This is a genomic window from Streptomyces sp. AM25 (assembly GCF_058146165.1).
On sequence record NZ_JBKIWN010000010.1, the window covers coordinates 168,735 to 186,625 of the forward strand.

General features: G+C 73.6%; 17 protein-coding genes. 14 read left to right on the forward strand and 3 right to left on the reverse strand.

The window, feature by feature from the left end; all coding sequences use genetic code 11:
• Window position 1 precedes the first annotated feature (1 nt).
• Entirely contained in the window at window positions 2-1,522 is a 1,521-nt protein-coding gene (locus ACLHRZ_RS15815; protein ID WP_490419058.1) for a polyamine aminopropyltransferase, read from the forward strand.
• Here ACLHRZ_RS15815 and ACLHRZ_RS15820 read toward each other — a convergent pair.
• Window positions 1,434-2,405, reverse strand: coding sequence for a helix-turn-helix domain-containing protein (locus tag ACLHRZ_RS15820; protein ID WP_490419059.1), 972 nt, complete (start codon window positions 2,403-2,405; stop codon window positions 1,434-1,436). The two genes, ACLHRZ_RS15815 and ACLHRZ_RS15820, sit on opposite strands and share 89 nt — an antisense overlap.
• 92 nt (window positions 2,406-2,497) lie before the next feature.
• Here ACLHRZ_RS15820 and ACLHRZ_RS15825 point away from each other — a divergent pair, with 92 nt between their 5' ends.
• The 12 genes from ACLHRZ_RS15825 to ACLHRZ_RS15880 all read left to right on the forward strand — a co-directional run bounded on the left by ACLHRZ_RS15825 (window position 2,498) and on the right by ACLHRZ_RS15880 (window position 13,711).
• Window positions 2,498-3,148 carry an NAD(P)-dependent oxidoreductase gene (locus tag ACLHRZ_RS15825; RefSeq protein WP_490419060.1) on the forward strand — a complete coding sequence of 217 codons (651 nt, stop codon included), beginning with the start codon at window positions 2,498-2,500 and terminating at the stop codon, window positions 3,146-3,148.
• Window positions 3,149-3,247: 99 nt separating this feature from the next.
• The gene (locus ACLHRZ_RS15830) at window positions 3,248-4,039 is read left to right on the forward strand and encodes an SRPBCC family protein (protein ID WP_490419061.1); all 792 of its coding nucleotides are present in this window, start codon (window positions 3,248-3,250) and stop codon (window positions 4,037-4,039) included.
• 79 nt (window positions 4,040-4,118) lie between these two features.
• Entirely contained in the window at window positions 4,119-4,919 is an 801-nt protein-coding gene (locus ACLHRZ_RS15835; RefSeq protein WP_490419062.1) for an aldose epimerase family protein, read from the forward strand.
• A 4-nt stretch (window positions 4,920-4,923) separates the two neighbouring features.
• Complete coding sequence (gene pyrE, locus ACLHRZ_RS15840; protein ID WP_490419063.1) at window positions 4,924-5,469, forward strand: orotate phosphoribosyltransferase; 546 nt, start codon at window positions 4,924-4,926, stop codon at window positions 5,467-5,469.
• 147 nt (window positions 5,470-5,616) lie between these two features.
• On the forward strand, window positions 5,617-6,639 hold the full coding sequence (gene fbaA / locus ACLHRZ_RS15845) for a class II fructose-bisphosphate aldolase (RefSeq protein ID WP_490419064.1): 1,023 nt from the start codon (window positions 5,617-5,619) through the stop codon (window positions 6,637-6,639).
• A 92-nt stretch (window positions 6,640-6,731) separates the two neighbouring features.
• Entirely contained in the window at window positions 6,732-8,216 is a 1,485-nt protein-coding gene (locus ACLHRZ_RS15850) for a DHA2 family efflux MFS transporter permease subunit (protein WP_490419065.1), read from the forward strand.
• 132 nt (window positions 8,217-8,348) lie between these two features.
• On the forward strand, window positions 8,349-8,762 hold the full coding sequence (locus ACLHRZ_RS15855) for a DUF3151 domain-containing protein (RefSeq protein ID WP_336410165.1): 414 nt from the start codon (window positions 8,349-8,351) through the stop codon (window positions 8,760-8,762).
• Window positions 8,763-8,871: 109 nt separating this feature from the next.
• A complete protein-coding gene (locus ACLHRZ_RS15860) occupies window positions 8,872-9,690 on the forward strand; it encodes a tryptophan 2,3-dioxygenase family protein (protein ID WP_490419066.1) in 819 nt (272 codons plus the stop codon).
• Window positions 9,683-10,882, forward strand: a complete 1,200-nt coding sequence (gene kynU / locus ACLHRZ_RS15865) for a kynureninase (protein WP_490419067.1) — start codon at window positions 9,683-9,685, stop codon at window positions 10,880-10,882. The genes ACLHRZ_RS15860 and kynU overlap by 8 nt, the downstream gene beginning before the upstream one ends.
• Window positions 10,879-11,532, forward strand: coding sequence for an alpha/beta hydrolase (locus ACLHRZ_RS15870; RefSeq protein WP_490419068.1), 654 nt, complete (start codon window positions 10,879-10,881; stop codon window positions 11,530-11,532). Before kynU ends, ACLHRZ_RS15870 begins: the two co-directional genes overlap by 4 nt.
• 164 nt (window positions 11,533-11,696) lie before the next feature.
• Window positions 11,697-13,052 carry a sensor histidine kinase gene (locus ACLHRZ_RS15875; RefSeq protein ID WP_490419069.1) on the forward strand — a complete coding sequence of 452 codons (1,356 nt, stop codon included), beginning with the start codon at window positions 11,697-11,699 and terminating at the stop codon, window positions 13,050-13,052.
• On the forward strand, window positions 13,049-13,711 hold the full coding sequence (locus tag ACLHRZ_RS15880; RefSeq protein ID WP_490419070.1) for a response regulator: 663 nt from the start codon (window positions 13,049-13,051) through the stop codon (window positions 13,709-13,711). The genes ACLHRZ_RS15875 and ACLHRZ_RS15880 overlap by 4 nt, the downstream gene beginning before the upstream one ends.
• A 117-nt stretch (window positions 13,712-13,828) precedes the next feature.
• Here ACLHRZ_RS15880 and ACLHRZ_RS15885 read toward each other — a convergent pair whose 3' ends face one another.
• A complete protein-coding gene (locus ACLHRZ_RS15885; RefSeq protein ID WP_490419071.1) occupies window positions 13,829-14,662 on the reverse strand; it encodes a diacylglycerol kinase in 834 nt (277 codons plus the stop codon).
• Between the two features lie 178 nt (window positions 14,663-14,840).
• Between ACLHRZ_RS15885 and ACLHRZ_RS15890 the strand changes: the two genes are divergently transcribed.
• The gene (locus ACLHRZ_RS15890; RefSeq protein ID WP_490419072.1) at window positions 14,841-16,127 is read left to right on the forward strand and encodes an adenylosuccinate synthase; all 1,287 of its coding nucleotides are present in this window, start codon (window positions 14,841-14,843) and stop codon (window positions 16,125-16,127) included.
• A 58-nt stretch (window positions 16,128-16,185) separates the two neighbouring features.
• Here the strand turns inward: ACLHRZ_RS15890 and ACLHRZ_RS15895 are convergent, their stop codons facing one another.
• Window positions 16,186-17,799, reverse strand: a complete 1,614-nt coding sequence (locus ACLHRZ_RS15895) for a serine/threonine-protein kinase (protein ID WP_490419073.1) — start codon at window positions 17,797-17,799, stop codon at window positions 16,186-16,188.
• Between the last annotated feature and the right edge of the window lie 92 nt (window positions 17,800-17,891).

Consider the following 17,891-nt stretch of genomic DNA (forward strand, 5'->3'; position numbering starts at 1 on the left):
CATGATCTACCGCCCGGTACCAGCGCGGCTGCCCGTACCGGCCGGGCTCGGCCGTTTCCTCGTCCTGTCCACGGTCTTCGTCTGCGCGGCCTGCGGGCTGGTGTACGAGCTGGAACTGGTCGCCCTGGCCTCGTACTTGACCGGCGACACCGTCACCCAGGCCTCCGTCGTGCTGTCGGTGATGGTCTTCGCCATGGGCATCGGCTCCCTGCTCGCCAAACGGCTGCGCGGGCGCGCGGCCTTCGGCTTCGGCGCCGTGGAGGCGGTGCTCGCCCTGACGGGCGGCCTCTCGGCGATGGCCCTGCACGCCTGCTTCGCCTGGTACGGGCAGGCGAAACCCGCCCTGGTGGGCTTCTCGCTGGCCATCGGGGTGCTGATCGGCGCCGAGGTGCCGCTGCTGATGACGCTCATCCAGCGGATCCGCCGCCAGGACGCGGGCGGTGCGGTCGCCGACCTGTTCGCCGCGGACTACGTGGGCGCGCTCGTCGGCGGGCTCGCCTTCCCCTTCCTGCTGCTGCCCGTCCTCGGCCAGTTGTCGGGCGCGCTGCTCACCGGCGCGGTCAACGCGGTGGCCGGCGGGGCGCTGGTGCTGTGGCTCTTCCGCGGCGACCTCACCGTGCGGGCGCGCTGGTCGCTCGTCGCCGCCAACGTCCTGGTCCTGCTGCTGCTGGCGGCCGGCTCGGTGCTCACCGGCCCGTTCGAGAAGGCCGCCCTGCAGGCCGTGTACGGCGCCGACGTCCGGGTCGCCGTGCACACCGGCGTCCAGGACGTGGTGCTCACCGGCGGCGGGCCCGGCGGGCAGCCCGCGCTCTTCCTGGACGGGCGGCTGCGGGCCGGCGGCGGCGACGCCTCCCGCTACCAGGAGGCCCTCGTCCACCCCGCGATGGAAGGGCCGCGCCGCCGCGTCCTGGTCCTCGGCGGCGGCGACGGGCTCGCCGTGCGCGAGGTGCTGCGCTACCCGGACGTGACGGACGTGACGGTCGTCGAGCCCGACACGGCCGAACTCCGGCTGGCCCGCACCGATCCCGGCCTCGTCGCGCTCAACCAGGGCGCGTACCGCGACCCGCGGGTCCGGGTCGAGGCCGCCGACGCCTTCGACTGGCTGCGGGCCCGGCGCGACACCGACCTGCCGTACGACGTGGTCGTCTCCGACCTGCCGGATCCCGACGTCACGCCCAACGCCAAGCTGTACTCCCAGGAGTTCTACGGGCTCGTGGCGCGCGCCCTCGCGTCCGACGGGCGGCTCGCGGTCCACGGGGGCGCCCCCGCGGCGCGCCCGCACACCTTCTGGACCGTGGACGCCACCGTGCAGTCCGTGGGCCTGCGGACCGTGCCCTACCGGGTCGTCGCCGGTTCCCCGCACGGCGGCCGCAGCGAGGACTGGGGCTTCGTGCTCGGCTCCTGCCTCCCCGTCCAGCCGCGGCTGGACCGGTTCACCGTGGCGGACGGGACCGCCGAGGTGCACAGGAAGGAGGCGGGGCTGCCGCCGTCGACCCTGATGCACCCGCGCTACGGGGAATGACGGGCGCGGGGCTGCGCAGTGCCGCGCGGAAGGCGCCGGGGGCGACGCCCTCGCGGTGCTGGAAGAACTTGGCGAAGTTGGCGGCGTCGTCGAAGCCCAGCCGCTCGGCGATCCGCACGGCGGGCAGCCCGCTGTGCGCGAGCAGCCGCTTGGCCTCCAGCATCACGCGCCGGTCGACGAACTCCTTGGCCCCCACCCCGACCGCGGCCAGCGTCGCCCGGGCGAGGGTGCGGGGGGAGTAGCCGAGCGCCTGCGCGTAGTCGGCGACGCGGTGGCTGCGCGTGAAGTCGCGCTCGACGGCCGCCCGGAAGCGGACGAACGCGTCGGCGGGCGCGGCACTCCGCTCCGCCGCGCCGATCCGGTCCAGCCGCAGCACCAGGGCGGACAGCAGGTGCCGCAGGATCTCGCGGTGGACGTCGCCGGGCAGCCCGGCCCCGGTGCGGAAGTCGGCCGCGAGGTGCCGCACCGCGCAGAAGACCGCCTCGCGGTCCTCGCCCGCCGGGCGCAGCAGCACCGGGCGGAACGGGTCGTCGGCGACCGCCGCGACCGCCGTGCCGGGCGGCAGGAAGCCCGGCTGTACGAGGATCACCGTGCCCTCGATGGCCGATACGTCGCCGTGCTGCTGCACCTGACCCGGACGTACCCACAGCACCGAGCCCGCGGCCAGGCGGTGGCCCGTGAAGTCCACGGTGTGCACGGTGGTCCCGGAGTCGACGGCGATGATCTGGTGGAAGTCCAGCCGCTGGGGTGCGGGCAGCATGCCCTCCGGCGCCCGGGTGCGCAGGTCGGCGAGCGTGAGGACCTCGACGCCGGCCGGGGTGCCCGGCGGGGCCCGGTAGACGAGATCCAGGATCTCCGGCGGTTCGTGTCGCTTTTTCACCATGACGGGGCGCGAGCTTACCTGGCCGGGGCGTTGCCCCGCTCGTAGCGTGGTTCTCACGTACAACTCCCGTCCCCCGTGAGGAGAACCCCCCCATGGCCAAGATCGCACTCTTCGGCGCCACCGGCACGATCGGCAGCCGTGTGCTGCGCGAGGCCCTGGACCGTGGCCACCACGTCACGGCCGTGGTCCGTGACCCCAAGAAGCTCACCGAGCAGCACCCGAATCTCACGGTCGCCACCGGCGACGTCCTCGACCCCGCCTCGGTGACGGCCGTCGCCGAGGGCCAGGACGTCGTCGTCAGCGCCGTCGGCGGCGGCGACGGCCCCGGGCACGTCGCCACCATCGCGCCGGCCGCCAAGTCCCTGGTGGCGGGCCTGCGTCCGCTCGGCGAGAAGGCCCCGCGGCTGATCGCCGTCGGCGGTGCCGGGTCGCTGCGCACGCCCGACGGCAAGCAGGTGTGGGACGCCGAGGGGCTGCCCGAGTTCCTGCTGCAGATCATGCACGCGCACGGTGACGCGCTGGACTTCTACCGGACCGTCGACGACGTCCGCTGGACCAACCTCAGCCCCGCCGCGCAGATCGCGCCCGGCGAGCGCACCGGCACCTACCGCACCGCCCTCGACGACCTGATCGTCGACGCCGACGGCACCAGCCGGATCTCCGCCGAGGACTACGCGGTGGCCCTCGTCGACGAGATCGAGGAGGCGAACCACATCGGTGAGCGCTTCACGGTCGGAGCGTGAGACTACGGGGCCGGAGGTTGGTCGGTTTCTGACGGAAAGTTCGACAGGATTCGACCGGGAAGGCACCGCTGCCGGGTCCGGTGGGTAGGCTCGCTGGTTATGGAGCACGAGGTGTTCGTTCCGTTTCCCGTCGGTGCGGTCCGGCGGGCCCTCTCCGACCCCGCGCGCGTGGCCCGCTGCATCCCGGGCCTGCAACAGGACGCGGCGGACGCCTCCGGAACGCCTCTCGCCGGGCGGCTGCGGCTGCGCATCGGCGGTTCCACCATCACCTACCGGGGCGCGCTGCGGCTCACCGAGCACGACGGCGCCTACGAGCTGTCGGGCGAGGGCACGGAGGCGCGGGGCTCCGGAACGGTGACGCTCGCGCTGAGCGCGGTGCCCGAGGAGACGCCCGGCGGTACGCGGTTGACGTGCACCGGCACCGTCGGCGGCGCCGGGCGGCTGACCGGCTTCGACCCGAAGACCGCGGAGTCCGCGGGGCGCCGGCTGCTCGACCGCTTCGCCGCCGCGCTGGCGGAGGAGCTCCGGGAGGACGGCGATACCGGCGGCAAGGTGTTCGAGGCGGAGGTCCCGCCGCCCTCGCTGGACCCGGCGGCGGACGTGGACGAGGAGATCGACGCCGAGGAACTGGAGGGCGCGACCCTGGAGGCCGTCATCGAGGAGGCGCTGGAGGGCGAGGAGCCGCCGGCCGAGGCGGCGCACGCGCGCCGCACGATGATCGGCCGCAGCGCGGAGGAGGTCGACCACGCACCGCCGCGCGGCCGCTATGCGCCGGTCCCGGCGCCCGAGACCACCACAGGCACGGCAGCCCTCCGCTGGGCCGTCCCCGCCGCTGCCGTCGCCCTCGCGTCGGCGGTGGCGGTGGGCCGGGTGCTGCGCCGGAGGCGCTGACGGCACGGGGCGGTGCCCGGCGCCGCGGGGTGCCGAACTCGCCGCAACCGATGCCGACATCGGCCGTATCGTCGGAGTTGTGACAAGCAACGAGCAGACCGTGCGACTCGCACACGGCAACGCCGAGGTCGTCGTCGACCCCGGCAACGGATGCCGGATCAGCAGCATCACCGTCGACGGCATCGAACTGCTCCGCCAAGGAGCGAAGTACGGCGCCTTCCCCATGGTCCCCTGGTGCGGCCGGATCGCCGAAGGGCGGTTCCGCAACGGCGGCGACCTTCACCAGATGCCGGTCAACTCCCCGCCGCACGCCATCCACGGCACCGGGCGGGACACCGCCTGGACCACCGCGCGTGCGGACGGGACGTCCGCCGCGTTCACCTTCGACCTGACGGACCCCTGGCCGTACCCCGGCCGCGTCACTCAACTGGTCGAACTGGGCGAGGATTCCCTGACCCTCACCATGGGCGTCGAGGCCGCCTCCGACTCGTTCCCGGCGCAGGCCGGCTGGCACCCCTGGTTCCGGCGCAACCTCGGCACCGGCAAGGACGTGGAGCTCGACTTCCGGCCGTCCTGGCAGGAGGAGCGCGGCGCGGACCACCTGCCCACCGGCGAGCGCATCGACCCGCTCCCCGGCCCCTGGGACGACTGCTTCGGGATGCCGGACGGCGTCGACGTCACCCTCACCTGGCCCGGCGCCCTGGAGCTGAAGGTCACCAGCCGCGCCGAGTGGGTCGTGGTCTACGACGAGCAGTCCGAGGCGGTCTGCGTGGAGCCGCAGAGCGGGCCGCCGAACGGGCTCAACACCCTGCCGCGCCTGGTCACGCCCATCGACCCCCTCGAGGTCTCCACCACGTGGACCTGGCGGAGCCTGGCCTAAGCTCATGGCCATGACCAACGCGCGTGACGCCCTGCTGCAGCAGATCAAGGACAAGGCCGTCGTCCACGGCAAGGTGACCCTCTCCTCCGGCAAGGAGGCCGACTACTACATCGACCTGCGCCGGATCACCCTGGACGCCGAGGCCGCGCCCCTGGTCGGCCAGGTGATGCTGGACGCCACCGCCGATCTGGAGTTCGACGCGGTGGGCGGTCTCACGCTCGGCGCCGACCCGGTCGCCTCCGCGATGCTGCACGCCGCCGCCGCCCGCGGCCGCAGGCTGGACGCGTTCGTCGTGCGCAAGGCCCAGAAGACGCACGGCATGCAGCGCCGCATCGAGGGTCCGGACATCAAGGGCCGCCGCGTCCTGGTGGTCGAGGACACCTCGACCACCGGCGGCTCCCCGCTGACCGCCGTCGAGGCGGCCCGCGAGGCCGGTGCCGAGGTCGTGGCCGTGGCGACGATCGTCGACCGCGGGGCCGAGTCCGCGATCGGGGGCGCCGGACTGCGCTACATCACCGGTTACACGCTGGGCGATCTGGACCTCGCCTGACATTTCACCCCCGATGTTTCACGTGAAACCTCCCCCCTCTCAAATGAGCGCGGGGGGCCTCATGTGGAGTAATCCGAGGAGTCTGGGAAGATGGGGGCGACGATGACCGTCGCCCCCTTACCCGCAACACCCCCAAGGAGCGGACAGATGCCCATCGCAACCCCCGAGGTCTACAACGAGATGCTCGACCGGGCGAAGGCAGGCAAGTTCGCCTACCCGGCCATCAACGTGACCTCGACGCAGACTCTGCACGCCGCCCTGCGCGGTTTCGCCGAGGCGGAGAGCGACGGCATCATCCAGATGTCCACCGGCGGTGCCGAGTTCCTGGGTGGCCAGTACAGCAAGGACATGGTCTCGGGCGCCGTGGCGCTCGCCGAGTTCGCGCACGTCGTCGCCAAGAAGTACCCGGTGAACATCGCGCTGCACACCGACCACTGCCCCAAGGACAAGCTGGACGGCTACGTCCGCCCGCTGATCGACATCTCCGCGGAGCGCGTCGCCAAGGGCGAGAACCCGCTCTTCCAGTCGCACATGTGGGACGGCTCGGCCGAGACCCTGGCCGACAACCTGGCCATCGGCCGGGAGCTGCTCGCCAAGGCCGCCGCCGCCAAGATCATCCTCGAGGTCGAGATCACCCCGACCGGCGGCGAGGAGGACGGCGTCAGCCACGAGATCAACGACGAGCTCTACACCTCCGTCGAGGACGCCATCCGCACCGCCGAGGCCCTGGGCCTGGGCGAGAAGGGCCGCTACCTGCTGGCCGCCTCCTTCGGCAACGTCCACGGCGTCTACAAGCCGGGCAACGTCGTCCTCCGCCCCGAGCTGCTGAAGAACCTGCAGCAGGGCGTCGCCGAGCGCTTCGGCAAGCAGGACCCGTTCGACTTCGTCTTCCACGGCGGCTCCGGCTCCACCGAGCAGGAGATCCGCACCGCGCTGGAGAACGGCGTCGTGAAGATGAACCTCGACACCGACACCCAGTACGCCTTCACCCGCCCGGTCGCGGCCCACATGTTCGCCAACTACGACGGCGTCCTGAAGGTCGACGGCGAGGTCGGCAACAAGAAGGCCTACGACCCGCGCACCTGGGGCAAGCTGGCCGAGGCGGGCATGGCCGAGCGCGTCACCAAGGCGTGCGCCGACCTGCGCTCCACCGGCACCAAGCTGAAGTAGCCCACAGCGGTTCCGGAAGGGGCCCGGTACGCCGACGGCGTACCGGGCCCCTTCGCATGGCCGCCCGGGCCCGGGCGCGGGATGATCCGGGCATGACCGATCCGCTCCCCGCCGTCCGGCTCGGCACCCGCGTGGGGCGCGCCGTCCTGCTGACCACCGTGCTCGGCTCCGGCATGGCCATGCTCGACAGCACCGTGGTCAACGTGGCGCTGCCGCACATCGGCCGGGACCTGCACGCGGGCCTCGCCGTGCTGCAGTGGACCGTCAACGCCTACATGCTCACCCTCGCCGGGCTGATCCTGCTGGGCGGGGCGCTCGGCGACCGGTTCGGGCGGCGGCGGGTGTTCGTCGTCGGCGTGGTGTGGTTCGCGCTCGCGTCGCTGCTCTGCGGAATCGCTCCGAACGCCGGGGTGCTGATCGGGGCCCGGGCCCTGCAGGGCATCGGCGGGGCGCTGCTCACGCCGGGGTCGCTGGCGCTGATCCAGGCGGTCTTCCACGAGGACGACCGGGCCGCCGCCGTGGGCGCCTGGTCCGGGCTGGGCGGGGTGGCCGCGGCGGTCGGACCGTTCGTCGGCGGCTGGCTGGTGGACGGGCCGGGCTGGCGCTGGGTGTTCCTGATCAACCTGCCGGTGGCGGCCGTGTGCGTGCCGGTCGCGCTGCGGTACGTGCCCGAGACGCGGGCCCCCGGGGCCCGCGGCCGGTTCGACGTGCTCGGCGCGGTGCTGGGGGCGCTCGCGCTGGGCGGGGTGACGTACGCGCTGATCGCGGCGCCGGAGAAGGGCGCGTCGCCGCAGGTCGTCGTCCCCGCGGTCGCCGGGCTGCTGCTGGGCGCCGCGTTCGTGTACGTGGAGTCGCGGCGGGCCGAGCCGATGCTGCCGCCCGGGATCTTCTCGGTGCGGATGTTCTCGGCCGTCAACGGCGTCACCGTGTTCGTCTACGCGGCCTTCAGCGGCTTCTTCTTCCTCGCCGTGCTCCAGCTCCAGGTGGTCGCCGGCTGGTCCGCCCTGGAGGCGGGTACGGCCCTGCTGCCCACGACCGTGCTGATGCTGCTGCTGTCCGCCCGGTCCGGGAAGTTCGCGCAGGACATCGGCCCGCGCATCCCGCTGACGGTGGGGCCGCTGCTGTGCGCGGCGGGGATGCTGCTGATGACGCGGGCCGGGGCGGGGGCCGTGTACTGGCGGGACGTGCTGCCGGCGCTGGTCGTGCTCGGGCTGGGCATGGTGGTGCTGGTCGCTCCGCTGACGTCCACCGTGCTGGCCTCGGTGGACGTGGGGCGGGCCGGGCTGGCCAGCGGCATCAACAATGCGGCGGCGCGTGCCGCTGGGCTCATTGCGGTTGCCGCCTTGCCGCTGGCCGCGGGGATGGGGGCGGATACGTATCGGGACCCCGTGGCGTTCTCGGGGGCGTTCGACACCGCCATGGTCTTTTGTGCGGGGTCGTTGGTGGTGGCCGCCGTGCTGGCCTTCGCCACGGTGCGGGTGCCTCCGGCGGTTGCGGAGGAGACGGCACCGTGCCATCCGGAGTGCACGTATCACTGTGGTGTGGCCTCGCCGCCGTTGGATCCTGGGGACGTCTGAAGCTGCGGGTCGTGTGTGGCCTGTCGCGCCCACGCGGCGGAGCCGCATATCCGGCACAGTCCCGCGCCCCTTACGGGGCGCAGCCCTACGGGGCGCAGCCCACGGGGCCCGGGGTGCGGCAGACTGGAAGCCATGGCCATTCACGAGAATCTGCTCGGGGGACCGCCCCCGACCCATCTGCCCGACGACCCCGAGCCGCGTGAGCTGCTCGCCTCCGGGGCCGCGCCCGCCGAGGTCGCCGCCAAGTACCCGGCGTCCTCGCTCGCCTGGGCACAGCTCGCCGACGACGCGTTCGAGGCCGGCCGCACCGTCGAGTCGTACGCGTACGCCCGCACCGGCTACCACCGCGGCCTCGACGCGCTGCGCCGCAGCGGCTGGAAGGGCCACGGGCCGGTGCCGTTCGAGCACGAGCCCAACCGCGGCTTCCTGCGCGCCCTGCACGCCCTCGCGCGGGCCGCGCAGGCGATCGGCGAGCAGGAGGAGTACGAGCGCTGCTCGACGTTCCTGCGGGACAGCTCCCCGACGGCCGCCAACACCCTCGGCTGAGCCGCCCTCCCCCGGCAAGGGGCCGCGTACGGCCCCTTGCCGCAGGGCTTCACCGGCACGGATGATCCCGGCGTGACCACCCGGTGAACCCCCGCCAGTGGAGGGCGTCGTGACTCAGAACCACACCCCCAACCTCGACTTCGCCGGCACCACCCCGTACGAGGACTACGTACGGGCCTCCGTGCTCAGCCGGCTCCAGGAACCCCTCTCCGACGACCCCGGGGAAATGGTCTTCCTCGTGACCACCCAGGTCATGGAGCTGTGGTTCACCGTCCTCGTGCACGAGTGGGAGACGGCCTCGCGCGCGCTGCGCCACGACGACCTTCCCGTGGCGATGGCGGCGCTCAAGCGCTCCACCTACGAACTCGCCTCCCTCAACGCCTCCTGGGAACCGGTGGCGCACCTGACGCCGGCCCAGTTCAACTCCTACCGCTCCGCGCTGGGCGAGGCCTCCGGATTCCAGTCGGCGATGCACCGGCGCATGGAGTTCCTGCTCGGCGACAAGTCGGCCTCCCTGCTCCTCCCGCACCGCGGCGCCCCGCACGTCCACGCCGAGCTGGAGCGGGCGTTGCACATGCCGAGCCTCTACGACGAGGTGCTGCGGCACCTCGCCCGCCGGGGGCACGCGATACCCGTGTCCGTGCTCGGCCGGGACGTCTCCGAACGGTACGCGGGCGACCTCGCGGTGGAGCGGGTCTGGCAGCGCATCTACGCCGGTGACCAGAACAGCGACGAGTGCCGCCTCGGCGAGGCGCTGACGGAGGTCGCGGAACTGGTCTGGCGCTGGCGCAACGACCATCTCGTCGCCACGAGAAGAGCGATGGGGGCGAAGGTGGGCACCGGCGGCTCGCCGGGGGTGGCCTGGCTGGAGAAGCGGGCCGCGAAGAGCGTCTTCCCCGAGCTGTGGACGGCACGCAGCCGTGTCTGAACTGGCGGGCGAGGCGGCCGCCCTCGACGCCGCCGACGAACTGCGCGCCAAGCGCGCCGAGTTCGTGCTGGACGACACCGTCTACCTCGACGGCAACTCGCTCGGCGCCCTGCCCCGCGCCGTCCCCGCACGCCTGGCGGACGTCGTCGGACGGGAGTGGGGGCGGCTGCGCATCCGCTCCTGGACGGAGTCCGCCTGGTGGACCGCGCCCGAGCGGGTCGGCGACCGGATCGGCCGGCTGGTCGGGGCCGCGCCCGGACAGGTGGTGGCCGGCGACTCGACAAGCGTCAACGTCTTCAAGGCGGTTGTGGCGGCGGTGCGGTCCGTCGCCGGGGGCGGCCGCGGGCGTGACGAGGTGCTCGTCGACGCGGCGACGTTCCCGACGGACGGGTACATCGCGGAGTCCGCGGCCCGGATGACGGGCTGCCGGATCCGGGCCGTGCCCGCCGCGGAACTGGCGGGCGCCGCCGGGCCGCACACGGCCGTCGCACTGGTCAACCATGTCGACTACCGCACCGGGCGGTTGCACGACCTGCCCGGCACGACGGCCGCGGTCCGGCTGGCCGGGGCCCGCGTGGTCTGGGACCTGTGCCACAGCGCGGGCGCACTGCCCGTCGAACTCGACGTGCACAGCGTGGACTTCGCGGTCGGCTGCACGTACAAGTACCTCAACGGCGGCCCCGGGGCGCCCGCCTTCCTCTACGTGCGCCGCGACCTCCAGCCCCGCTTCGACTCGCCGCTGCCCGGCTGGAACTCCCACGCCGACCCCTTCGGCATGTCCCCCGCCTACCGCCCCGCGGACGGCGCGGTCCGGGGCCGGGTCGGGACGCCCGAGATCCTCTCGCTGCTGGCGCTCGACGCGGCGCTGGACGTCTGGGACGGCGTGGACCTGTCCGCGGTCCGGGCGAAGAGCCTGGCCCTCACGGACTTCTTCCTGCGCTGCGTGGCGGCGTACGCGCCGGGCGCGGTGACGCCCGTGACGCCGGCGGCACACGGGGAGCGGGGCAGCCAGGTGTCCCTGCGGACGGCTTCGGGGGACGGGCGGGTGCTCATGGCGGAGCTCGTCCGGCGGGGCGTGGTGGGCGACTTCCGCCCGCCCGACGTCCTGCGCTTCGGCTTCGCACCGCTCTACGTCGGCTTCGCCGACACGGAACGCGCGGCGCGGGTGCTGGGCGAGGTGGTGGGCGCGTGATCGCGTACGGGCCGCACCCCAGCCAGGTGGTGGACCTCCACGGGCCCGCGGACGCGCCGGTCCGGGTGACGCTGCTGCACGGCGGCTACTGGCGCGAGCGCTACGACCGCACGTACCTGCTGCCGCTGGCGCGGGCGCTCGCCGGGCTCGGCGCGCGGGTGGCGCTCGCGGAGTACCGCCGGGTGGGCGGAGGCGGGGGCTGGCCGGCGACGTTCGACGACGTCGCGCAGGTGGCGGGGCCCGCTCCGGGGGCCCGTCACGTCCTGGTCGGGCACTCCGCGGGCGGCCACCTCGCGCTGTGGGCGGCGGCACGGGTGCCGGGGGTGGACCACGTGGTCGCCGTCGCGCCGGTGGCGGACCTGGCCCGGGCCCGGGCGCTCGCGCTGAGCGACGGGGCCGTGGACGAACTGCTGGGCGGCCGCTACCGCCCCGAGGCCGATCCGGTGCGGCTGCCGGCGCTGGGGTGCGCGGTGACGCTGGTGCACGGCACGGCCGACGAGGACGTTCCGCTCGAACTGTCACGGAGGTACGCGCGCGCCGTGCCGGGCGCGGTGCTCCGGGAGCTGGACGGGGTCGATCACTTCGCACCCGTCACGCCGGGGACGGAGGCGTGCGGGGTGGTGCTGGCAGCGGTGACGGGCGCCCCGTAAGGGCGACGCCCCGACAGGGGCGCGGGGTTCTGCTCGATCAGCCACAGCGTGCCCGCAGAGCTCCCCGCGCCCCTTACGGGCGCGTGTAGTACTTGAGGCGGACCCCCGGAAATCCCCACTCGTACGGACGCCGGCCGCAGGCCCGCCCGCTTAGCGTGGAACGTGTGACCGACACATTCCACTCCAGCCCCCGTAGCGAGGAGCTGCGCGTGGCGAAGAGCCTCCTCCAGCGCCTCCGGGAGGACCTTTTCACCGACGCCTTCGCCTTCCGGCCGCTGCCGCCGCTCCCCGCCGACCACCGGCTGGTGCGGGCGCTGCCGCGCCGGGCCGCCCGGTACACGCGGTGGCTGCCGCACACCGTCGTCGTGGGCTTCGCCCTCATGATCATGCTGGCCACCCTCGACTACACCGGCTCGGGGCTTGTGGGCCTCTTCCTCGCGCTGTGCATCGGTGTGCCGATCATGACGACCCTGGTCCGGCCGGTCGGCGCGTGGTGGCTGTCGTTCGGCGTGATGTTCTTCACCGGCATGGTGCTGCCGGCCGGCTACGGCATCTCGCCGTGGTCGCCGGGCGGCTTCCTGCCGCACCTCGCCGTGATGATCCTGGTGGCGCTGCGCACCCGGCCGCGCGTCGCGGTCGGGATGTGGCTGCTGACCGGGGTGCTGACGGTCCTCCTCGGCGTGATCCGGCCGTACGGGTCGGCCCTGGGCGGGGGGACGTTCCAGATGATGGCCTTCACCGGCTTCGTGCTCTTCGCCGTGGTCGCCGTGCGCGGCCTGCGCGAGGGCAAGCAGCAGGTCGAGGCCCAGGCGGCCGTCACGGAGGTCGAGCGGTCGCGGCGGACGCTGCTGGAGGAGCGCACCACCATCGCCCGGGAGCTGCACGACGTGGTGGCCCACCACATGTCCGTGGTCGCCATCCAGGCCGAGGCCGCGCCGTACCGGGTCCAGGACACCCCGCCCGAGCTGGCGGCCGCGTTCCAGACCATCCGGGAGAACGCCGTGGCGGCCCTCACCGAGCTGCGCCGGGTGCTCGGCGTCGTTCGGTCCGAGGAGGACCCGGACGCCGCGCCCGAGGCGCCGCAGCCCACGCTGGCCGACCTCGGCCTGCTGCTGGCCAACGTGCGCTCGGCCGGGCTGGAGGCCGAGCTCGTCACCACGGGCGCGGTGCGGCCGCTGCCGCAGGGCGTGGAGCTGTCGGCGTACAGGATCGTGCAGGAGGCGCTCAGCAACGTCCTGCGCCATGCGCCGGGCGCCGAGGCGCGCGTGGAGGTCTCGTACGTCCTCGGCGGGCTCGGCCTGCGCATCGTCAACGGGCATGGGGGTACCTCCCATGCCGTTCAGGCAATGGGGGAGGACCGCCTGGCCAAGCCCTCGCCGGGCGCCGGGCACGGAGTGCTGGGCATGCGCGAGCGGGTCGGCATGCTCGGCGGCGAGATGACGGCGGAGGCGACGGAGGACGGCGGCTACGAGGTCGCCGCCTTCATCCCGGTCGCGGCGCAGGGGGAGAGTGCGGCATGACCATCCGGGTACTGATCGTCGACGACCAGATGATGGTCCGCGAGGGTTTCTCCGTGCTGCTGAACGCACAGCCCGACATCGAGGTGATCGGGGAGGCCGTCGACGGACGGCAGGCGGTCGAGAAGGTGGCCGAGCTGCGGCCGGACATCGTGCTGATGGACATCCGCATGCCCGGCATGAACGGGCTGGACGCCACCCGCGAGATCGTCGCGGCGGACGGCGACGCCAAGGTGCTGGTGCTGACGACCTTCGACCTGGACGAGTACGTCTACCAGGCGCTGCGCGCCGGGGCGAGCGGCTTCCTGCTCAAGGACGCGTCGGCCCGGCAGCTGGCGGACGGCGTGCGGGTGGTGGCGGACGGGGAGGCGCTGCTCGCGCCGACGGTGACGAAGCGGCTGATCCAGGAGTTCTCCCGGCTGGGCGCTCCGAAGACGGCGCCGACGCAGGAGCGCATCGGGGATCTCACGGAGCGCGAGACGGAGGTTCTGGTCCTGGTCGCCCAGGGGCGCTCGAACTCCGAGATCGCGGAGCATCTCGTCGTGGCGGAGTCGACCGTGAAGACGCATGTGAGCCGGATCCTGGTGAAGCTGGGGTTGCGGGACCGGACGCAGGCGGCCGTTTTTGCGTACGAGACGGGGCTGGTGACGCCCGGGGGGTGAGTGCGGGTGCGTCGTGGCTGGTCGCGCAGTTCCCCGCGCCCCTTCGGGGCGCACCCCCGGTCCAACCCTGCGGGTTGTGCCCACCGGCCCGCACCACCCCTTACGGGGCGCCCCCGGTCAAGCGCCCGGCACCGTCAGCCGCCACCCCTCCGCCAGTGCCGTCCATGTGCGGACCCGGACCGGGCCTCGGACGCGGTTGTCCGCCCGGTAGCGGAAGTCCGGCCCGGACACCGTGATCGTCCGGGCCCGCGCCCGCACCGGGTGGTGACCCGCACGGGCGTGCACCTCGACCTCCGCCAGCCCGGCGGAGCCCCCCGCGGGAGCGGACACCGCAACACGCCCGACCGGGCGGTCCATGTCGGCCAGCAGGACCCCGTCCGCCTCGACGCGGAGCCGTGCCCCGGGGCGCGGCCCCCGGCGGGGACCGGTGCGGGCCAGCAGGGCGAGGGCGCTGCGCGCCGACACGGCCGGCGCCCCCCGCACCGCCGCGTAGCGGCGCCCGGCATCGCCCGCGGGCACCCAGAGGCCCCCCAGGACGACGCCGTCGCTGTCGTCGGCCAGCAGGCCGAGCCGCCGCTCCACGCCGTCCAGGACGGCCCGTGCGGCCGCCACGGCCCCCAGCGGGACGCCGAGCGCCCGTGCGACCGACACGGACGGCAGCGAGCCGACGGGGACCCATGCCAGCGGTGCCGCGGCCAGCTCCCGCTGCCGGTGCAGCAGGGCGACGACCCGGAGCAGCGCGCGGTCGTCGCCGATCACCACCGTCCGCCGCCGGCCGCGCCGCCCGACGGCCCGTGCCACCTCGTCGGGGCCCTCCGGGAGACAGATTTTCGCCACCGATCCGGCGCACAGCACGTCCCTCGCGATCCGTACGGACTCGCCGTCCACACGGCGGGCGACGGGGTCGACGACGACGAGCAGCCGCTGTCCGGACGGGTCTGCAGCCGACACGTTCGTCCTTCCTCAGGTAACCTCTCGGTGCAAGAGCCCCTGTCGCTGTTGCGCCAGGGGCTTCGTCTATCCGGGGCACCGGTTCGACGGCTCTAGCGGTGGCGTACGCCCTGACCAAGGCGGGCGTGAGGCCACCCGTGCACGTTGGACATGCCCCGCCCGGAAGGGGTGTACGCCTGTGCCCGCACTTGTGCTGCTCGGTGCTCAGTGGGGTGACGAGGGCAAGGGAAAGGCCACCGACCTGCTCGGTGGCTCCGTGGACTACGTGGTGCGCTACCAAGGTGGCAACAACGCCGGCCACACGGTCGTCGTCGGTGACCAGAAATACGCGCTCCACCTCCTCCCTTCCGGGATCCTCTCGCCGGGGTGCACCCCGGTGATCGGCAACGGTGTGGTCGTCGACCCGGCGGTCCTGCTCTCCGAGCTGAGCGGGCTGAACGAGCGCGGCGTCGACACGTCGAAGCTGCTGGTCAGCGGTAACGCGCACCTGATCACGCCGTACCACACGACGGTCGACAAGGTGACGGAGCGCTTCCTCGGCAAGCGGAAGATCGGCACCACCGGCCGCGGTATCGGCCCCACCTACGCGGACAAGATCAACCGCGTGGGCATCCGGGTCCAGGACCTCTACGACGAGTCGATCCTGACCCAGAAGGTCGAGGCGGCCCTCGACTTCAAGAACCAGATCCTGGCGAAGCTGTACAACCGCCGCGCGATCGACACGGCGAAGATCGTCGACGAGCTGCTGGGCTACGCGGAGCAGATCAAGCCGTTCGTGGCCGACACCACGCTGATCCTCAACAACGCCATCGACGACGGCAAGGTCGTCCTCTTCGAGGGCGGCCAGGGCACGCTGCTGGACGTCGACCACGGCACGTACCCCTTCGTGACCTCCTCCAACCCGACCGCGGGCGGCGCCTGCACGGGTGCGGGCGTGGGCCCCACGAAGATCAACCGTGTGATCGGCATCCTCAAGGCGTACACCACCCGCGTCGGCGCCGGCCCGTTCCCGACGGAGCTGTTCGACAAGGACGGCGAGGCGCTGCGCACCATCGGCGGCGAGCGCGGTGTGACCACCGGCCGCGACCGCCGCTGCGGCTGGTTCGACGCCGTCATCGCCCGCTACGCGACCCGCGTCAACGGCCTGACGGACTTCTTCCTCACCAAGCTCGACGTGCTCACCGGCTGGGAGCAGATCCCGGTCTGCGTCGCGTACGAGATCGACGGCAAGCGCGTCGAGGAACTGCCCTACAGCCAGAGCGACTTCCACCACGCGAAGCCGATCTACGAGATGCTGCCGGGCTGGACCGAGGACATCTCCAAGGCCAAGACGTTCTCCGAACTGCCGAAGAACGCCCAGGCGTACGTGAAGGCGCTGGAGGAGATGTCGGGTGCCCCGATCTCCGCGATCGGCGTCGGCCCGGGCCGTGACGAGACGATCGAGATCAACTCCTTCCTCTCGTAAGGCGTGTTCCACGACGAAGCGCCCCGACCGCCCGGCGGTCGGGGCGCTTCGCGTTGCGTCACCCCGTTCTGCTGTAGACCAGCGACGCGTCCTTGGTGCCCGAGTCGGTGAAGTCGCGCCGCATCCGGCCGTCCGGGAGCAGCACCAGGTCGGAGGGCGAGCCCGGCTGACAGGCCGAGGCCGGCTGCGCCTGGACGACGGTGGACGGGCCGAGGCGCAGCGGGGCGCCGCCGTCGCCGCCGGCGACGGAGGCGGTCCAGGCGCAGGTGTAGGCGGTGCCGTCGTCGAGGTGGCCGCCGCCCCGGATCTCGGCCGTGCCGGAGCCGCCGGCTCCCGGCCGGACGGTGAGGACGCGGGTGTTGCGGCCGCCGCCGGAGTCGAAGCCCGACTGCCAGGTCCCGGCGTACGCCTGCGCCCCGTTGCCGTGGCCGGGGGCCGAGGGCGACGGTGTGGGCGTGGGTGCGGCGGCGGGCGTCGTGGCGGGTGCCGGGACCGGGGGAGCGGTGGACGATGACGACGTCGCCGGTCCGGTGCCGCTCCCGGTCTGCTGGTGCCGGAGCAGGTAGACGGTGCCGCCGCCCGCGAGCAGCCCGGCGACCACGATCGCGGCCAGCAGGTAGGGCGTCTTCGAGCGGGGCGGGGGAGCCGGTGGCGGGTACCCGTATCCGTACCCGGGGGCGGGCGGGGCGGTGACGGTCGGCGGGTCCGCCGGGGGCACCACCTGGGTGGGCGGTTCCGCGGATATGGACGCCGTGGGCTCCTCCACGTCCAGCAGCTGCACCGCGTGCCGCCCGAGTCGGGCGACCAGGCCGCCGGGCAGCCAGGGCTCGCCCGACCCCAGGTTCGCCAGCAGGCCGGCCGCGCCCGTGCGCTCCAGGGCCTCCTCGGGCGTGGGCCGCGCGGCGGGGTCCTTGGCGAGGAACGCCGCGACCAGCGGGCGCAGGGCCTCCGGGACCGCGGCGAGGTCCGGCTCCTCCTCCGCGATGCGGTACATCAGCGCGTGGACGCCGCTGTCCGCGGTGCCGAAGGGCATCCGGCCGGTGGCCGCGTAGGCCAGCACCGAGCCGAGGCAGAAGACGTCGCTGGCCGGCGTCACCTGGGTGCCGCGCACCTGCTCCGGGGACATGAACCCGGGCGAGCCGACGGCCGCCCCGGTGCGGGTGAGGCCGCCGTCGGTCACGGTCTCCAGGGCGCGGGCGATGCCGAAGTCGATGACGCGCGGACCGTCCAGCGTGATCAGCACGTTGGACGGCTTGAGGTCCCGGTGGACGATTCCCGCGGCGTGGACGGCCTGCAGTGCGCGGGCCAGGCCTGCGCCGAGGATGCGGACGGAACGTTCGGGCAGCGGCCCGAAGTCCTGGCCGACCACCTGGCGCAGCGAGGGGCCCGCGATGTAACCGGTCGCGACCCAGGGGACGGCGGCCTCGGTGTCGGCGTCGAGGACGGGCGCGGTCCACTCCCCGCCGACCCGCAGGGCGGACCGGACCTCCTGCCGGAAGCGGCTGCGGAACTCCTCCTGCGTCGCCAGCTCCGGGTGGACCAGTTTGACCGCGACCGTCCGGCCGCGGTCGGAGCGGGCCAGATAGACGCGGCCCATGCCGCCCGAGCCGAGCCGGGCGAGCAGTCGGTAGGCGCCGAGCGTGCGCGGGTCCTCCGGCGTCAGGGATTCCATGCCGGGTACTCCTTCCCCCCTGTTTCTCCGCGGAGAATAGCGGCACGGCAAAGGGCCGGGACCCCGCACGGCGAAAGTGCGGGATCCCGGCC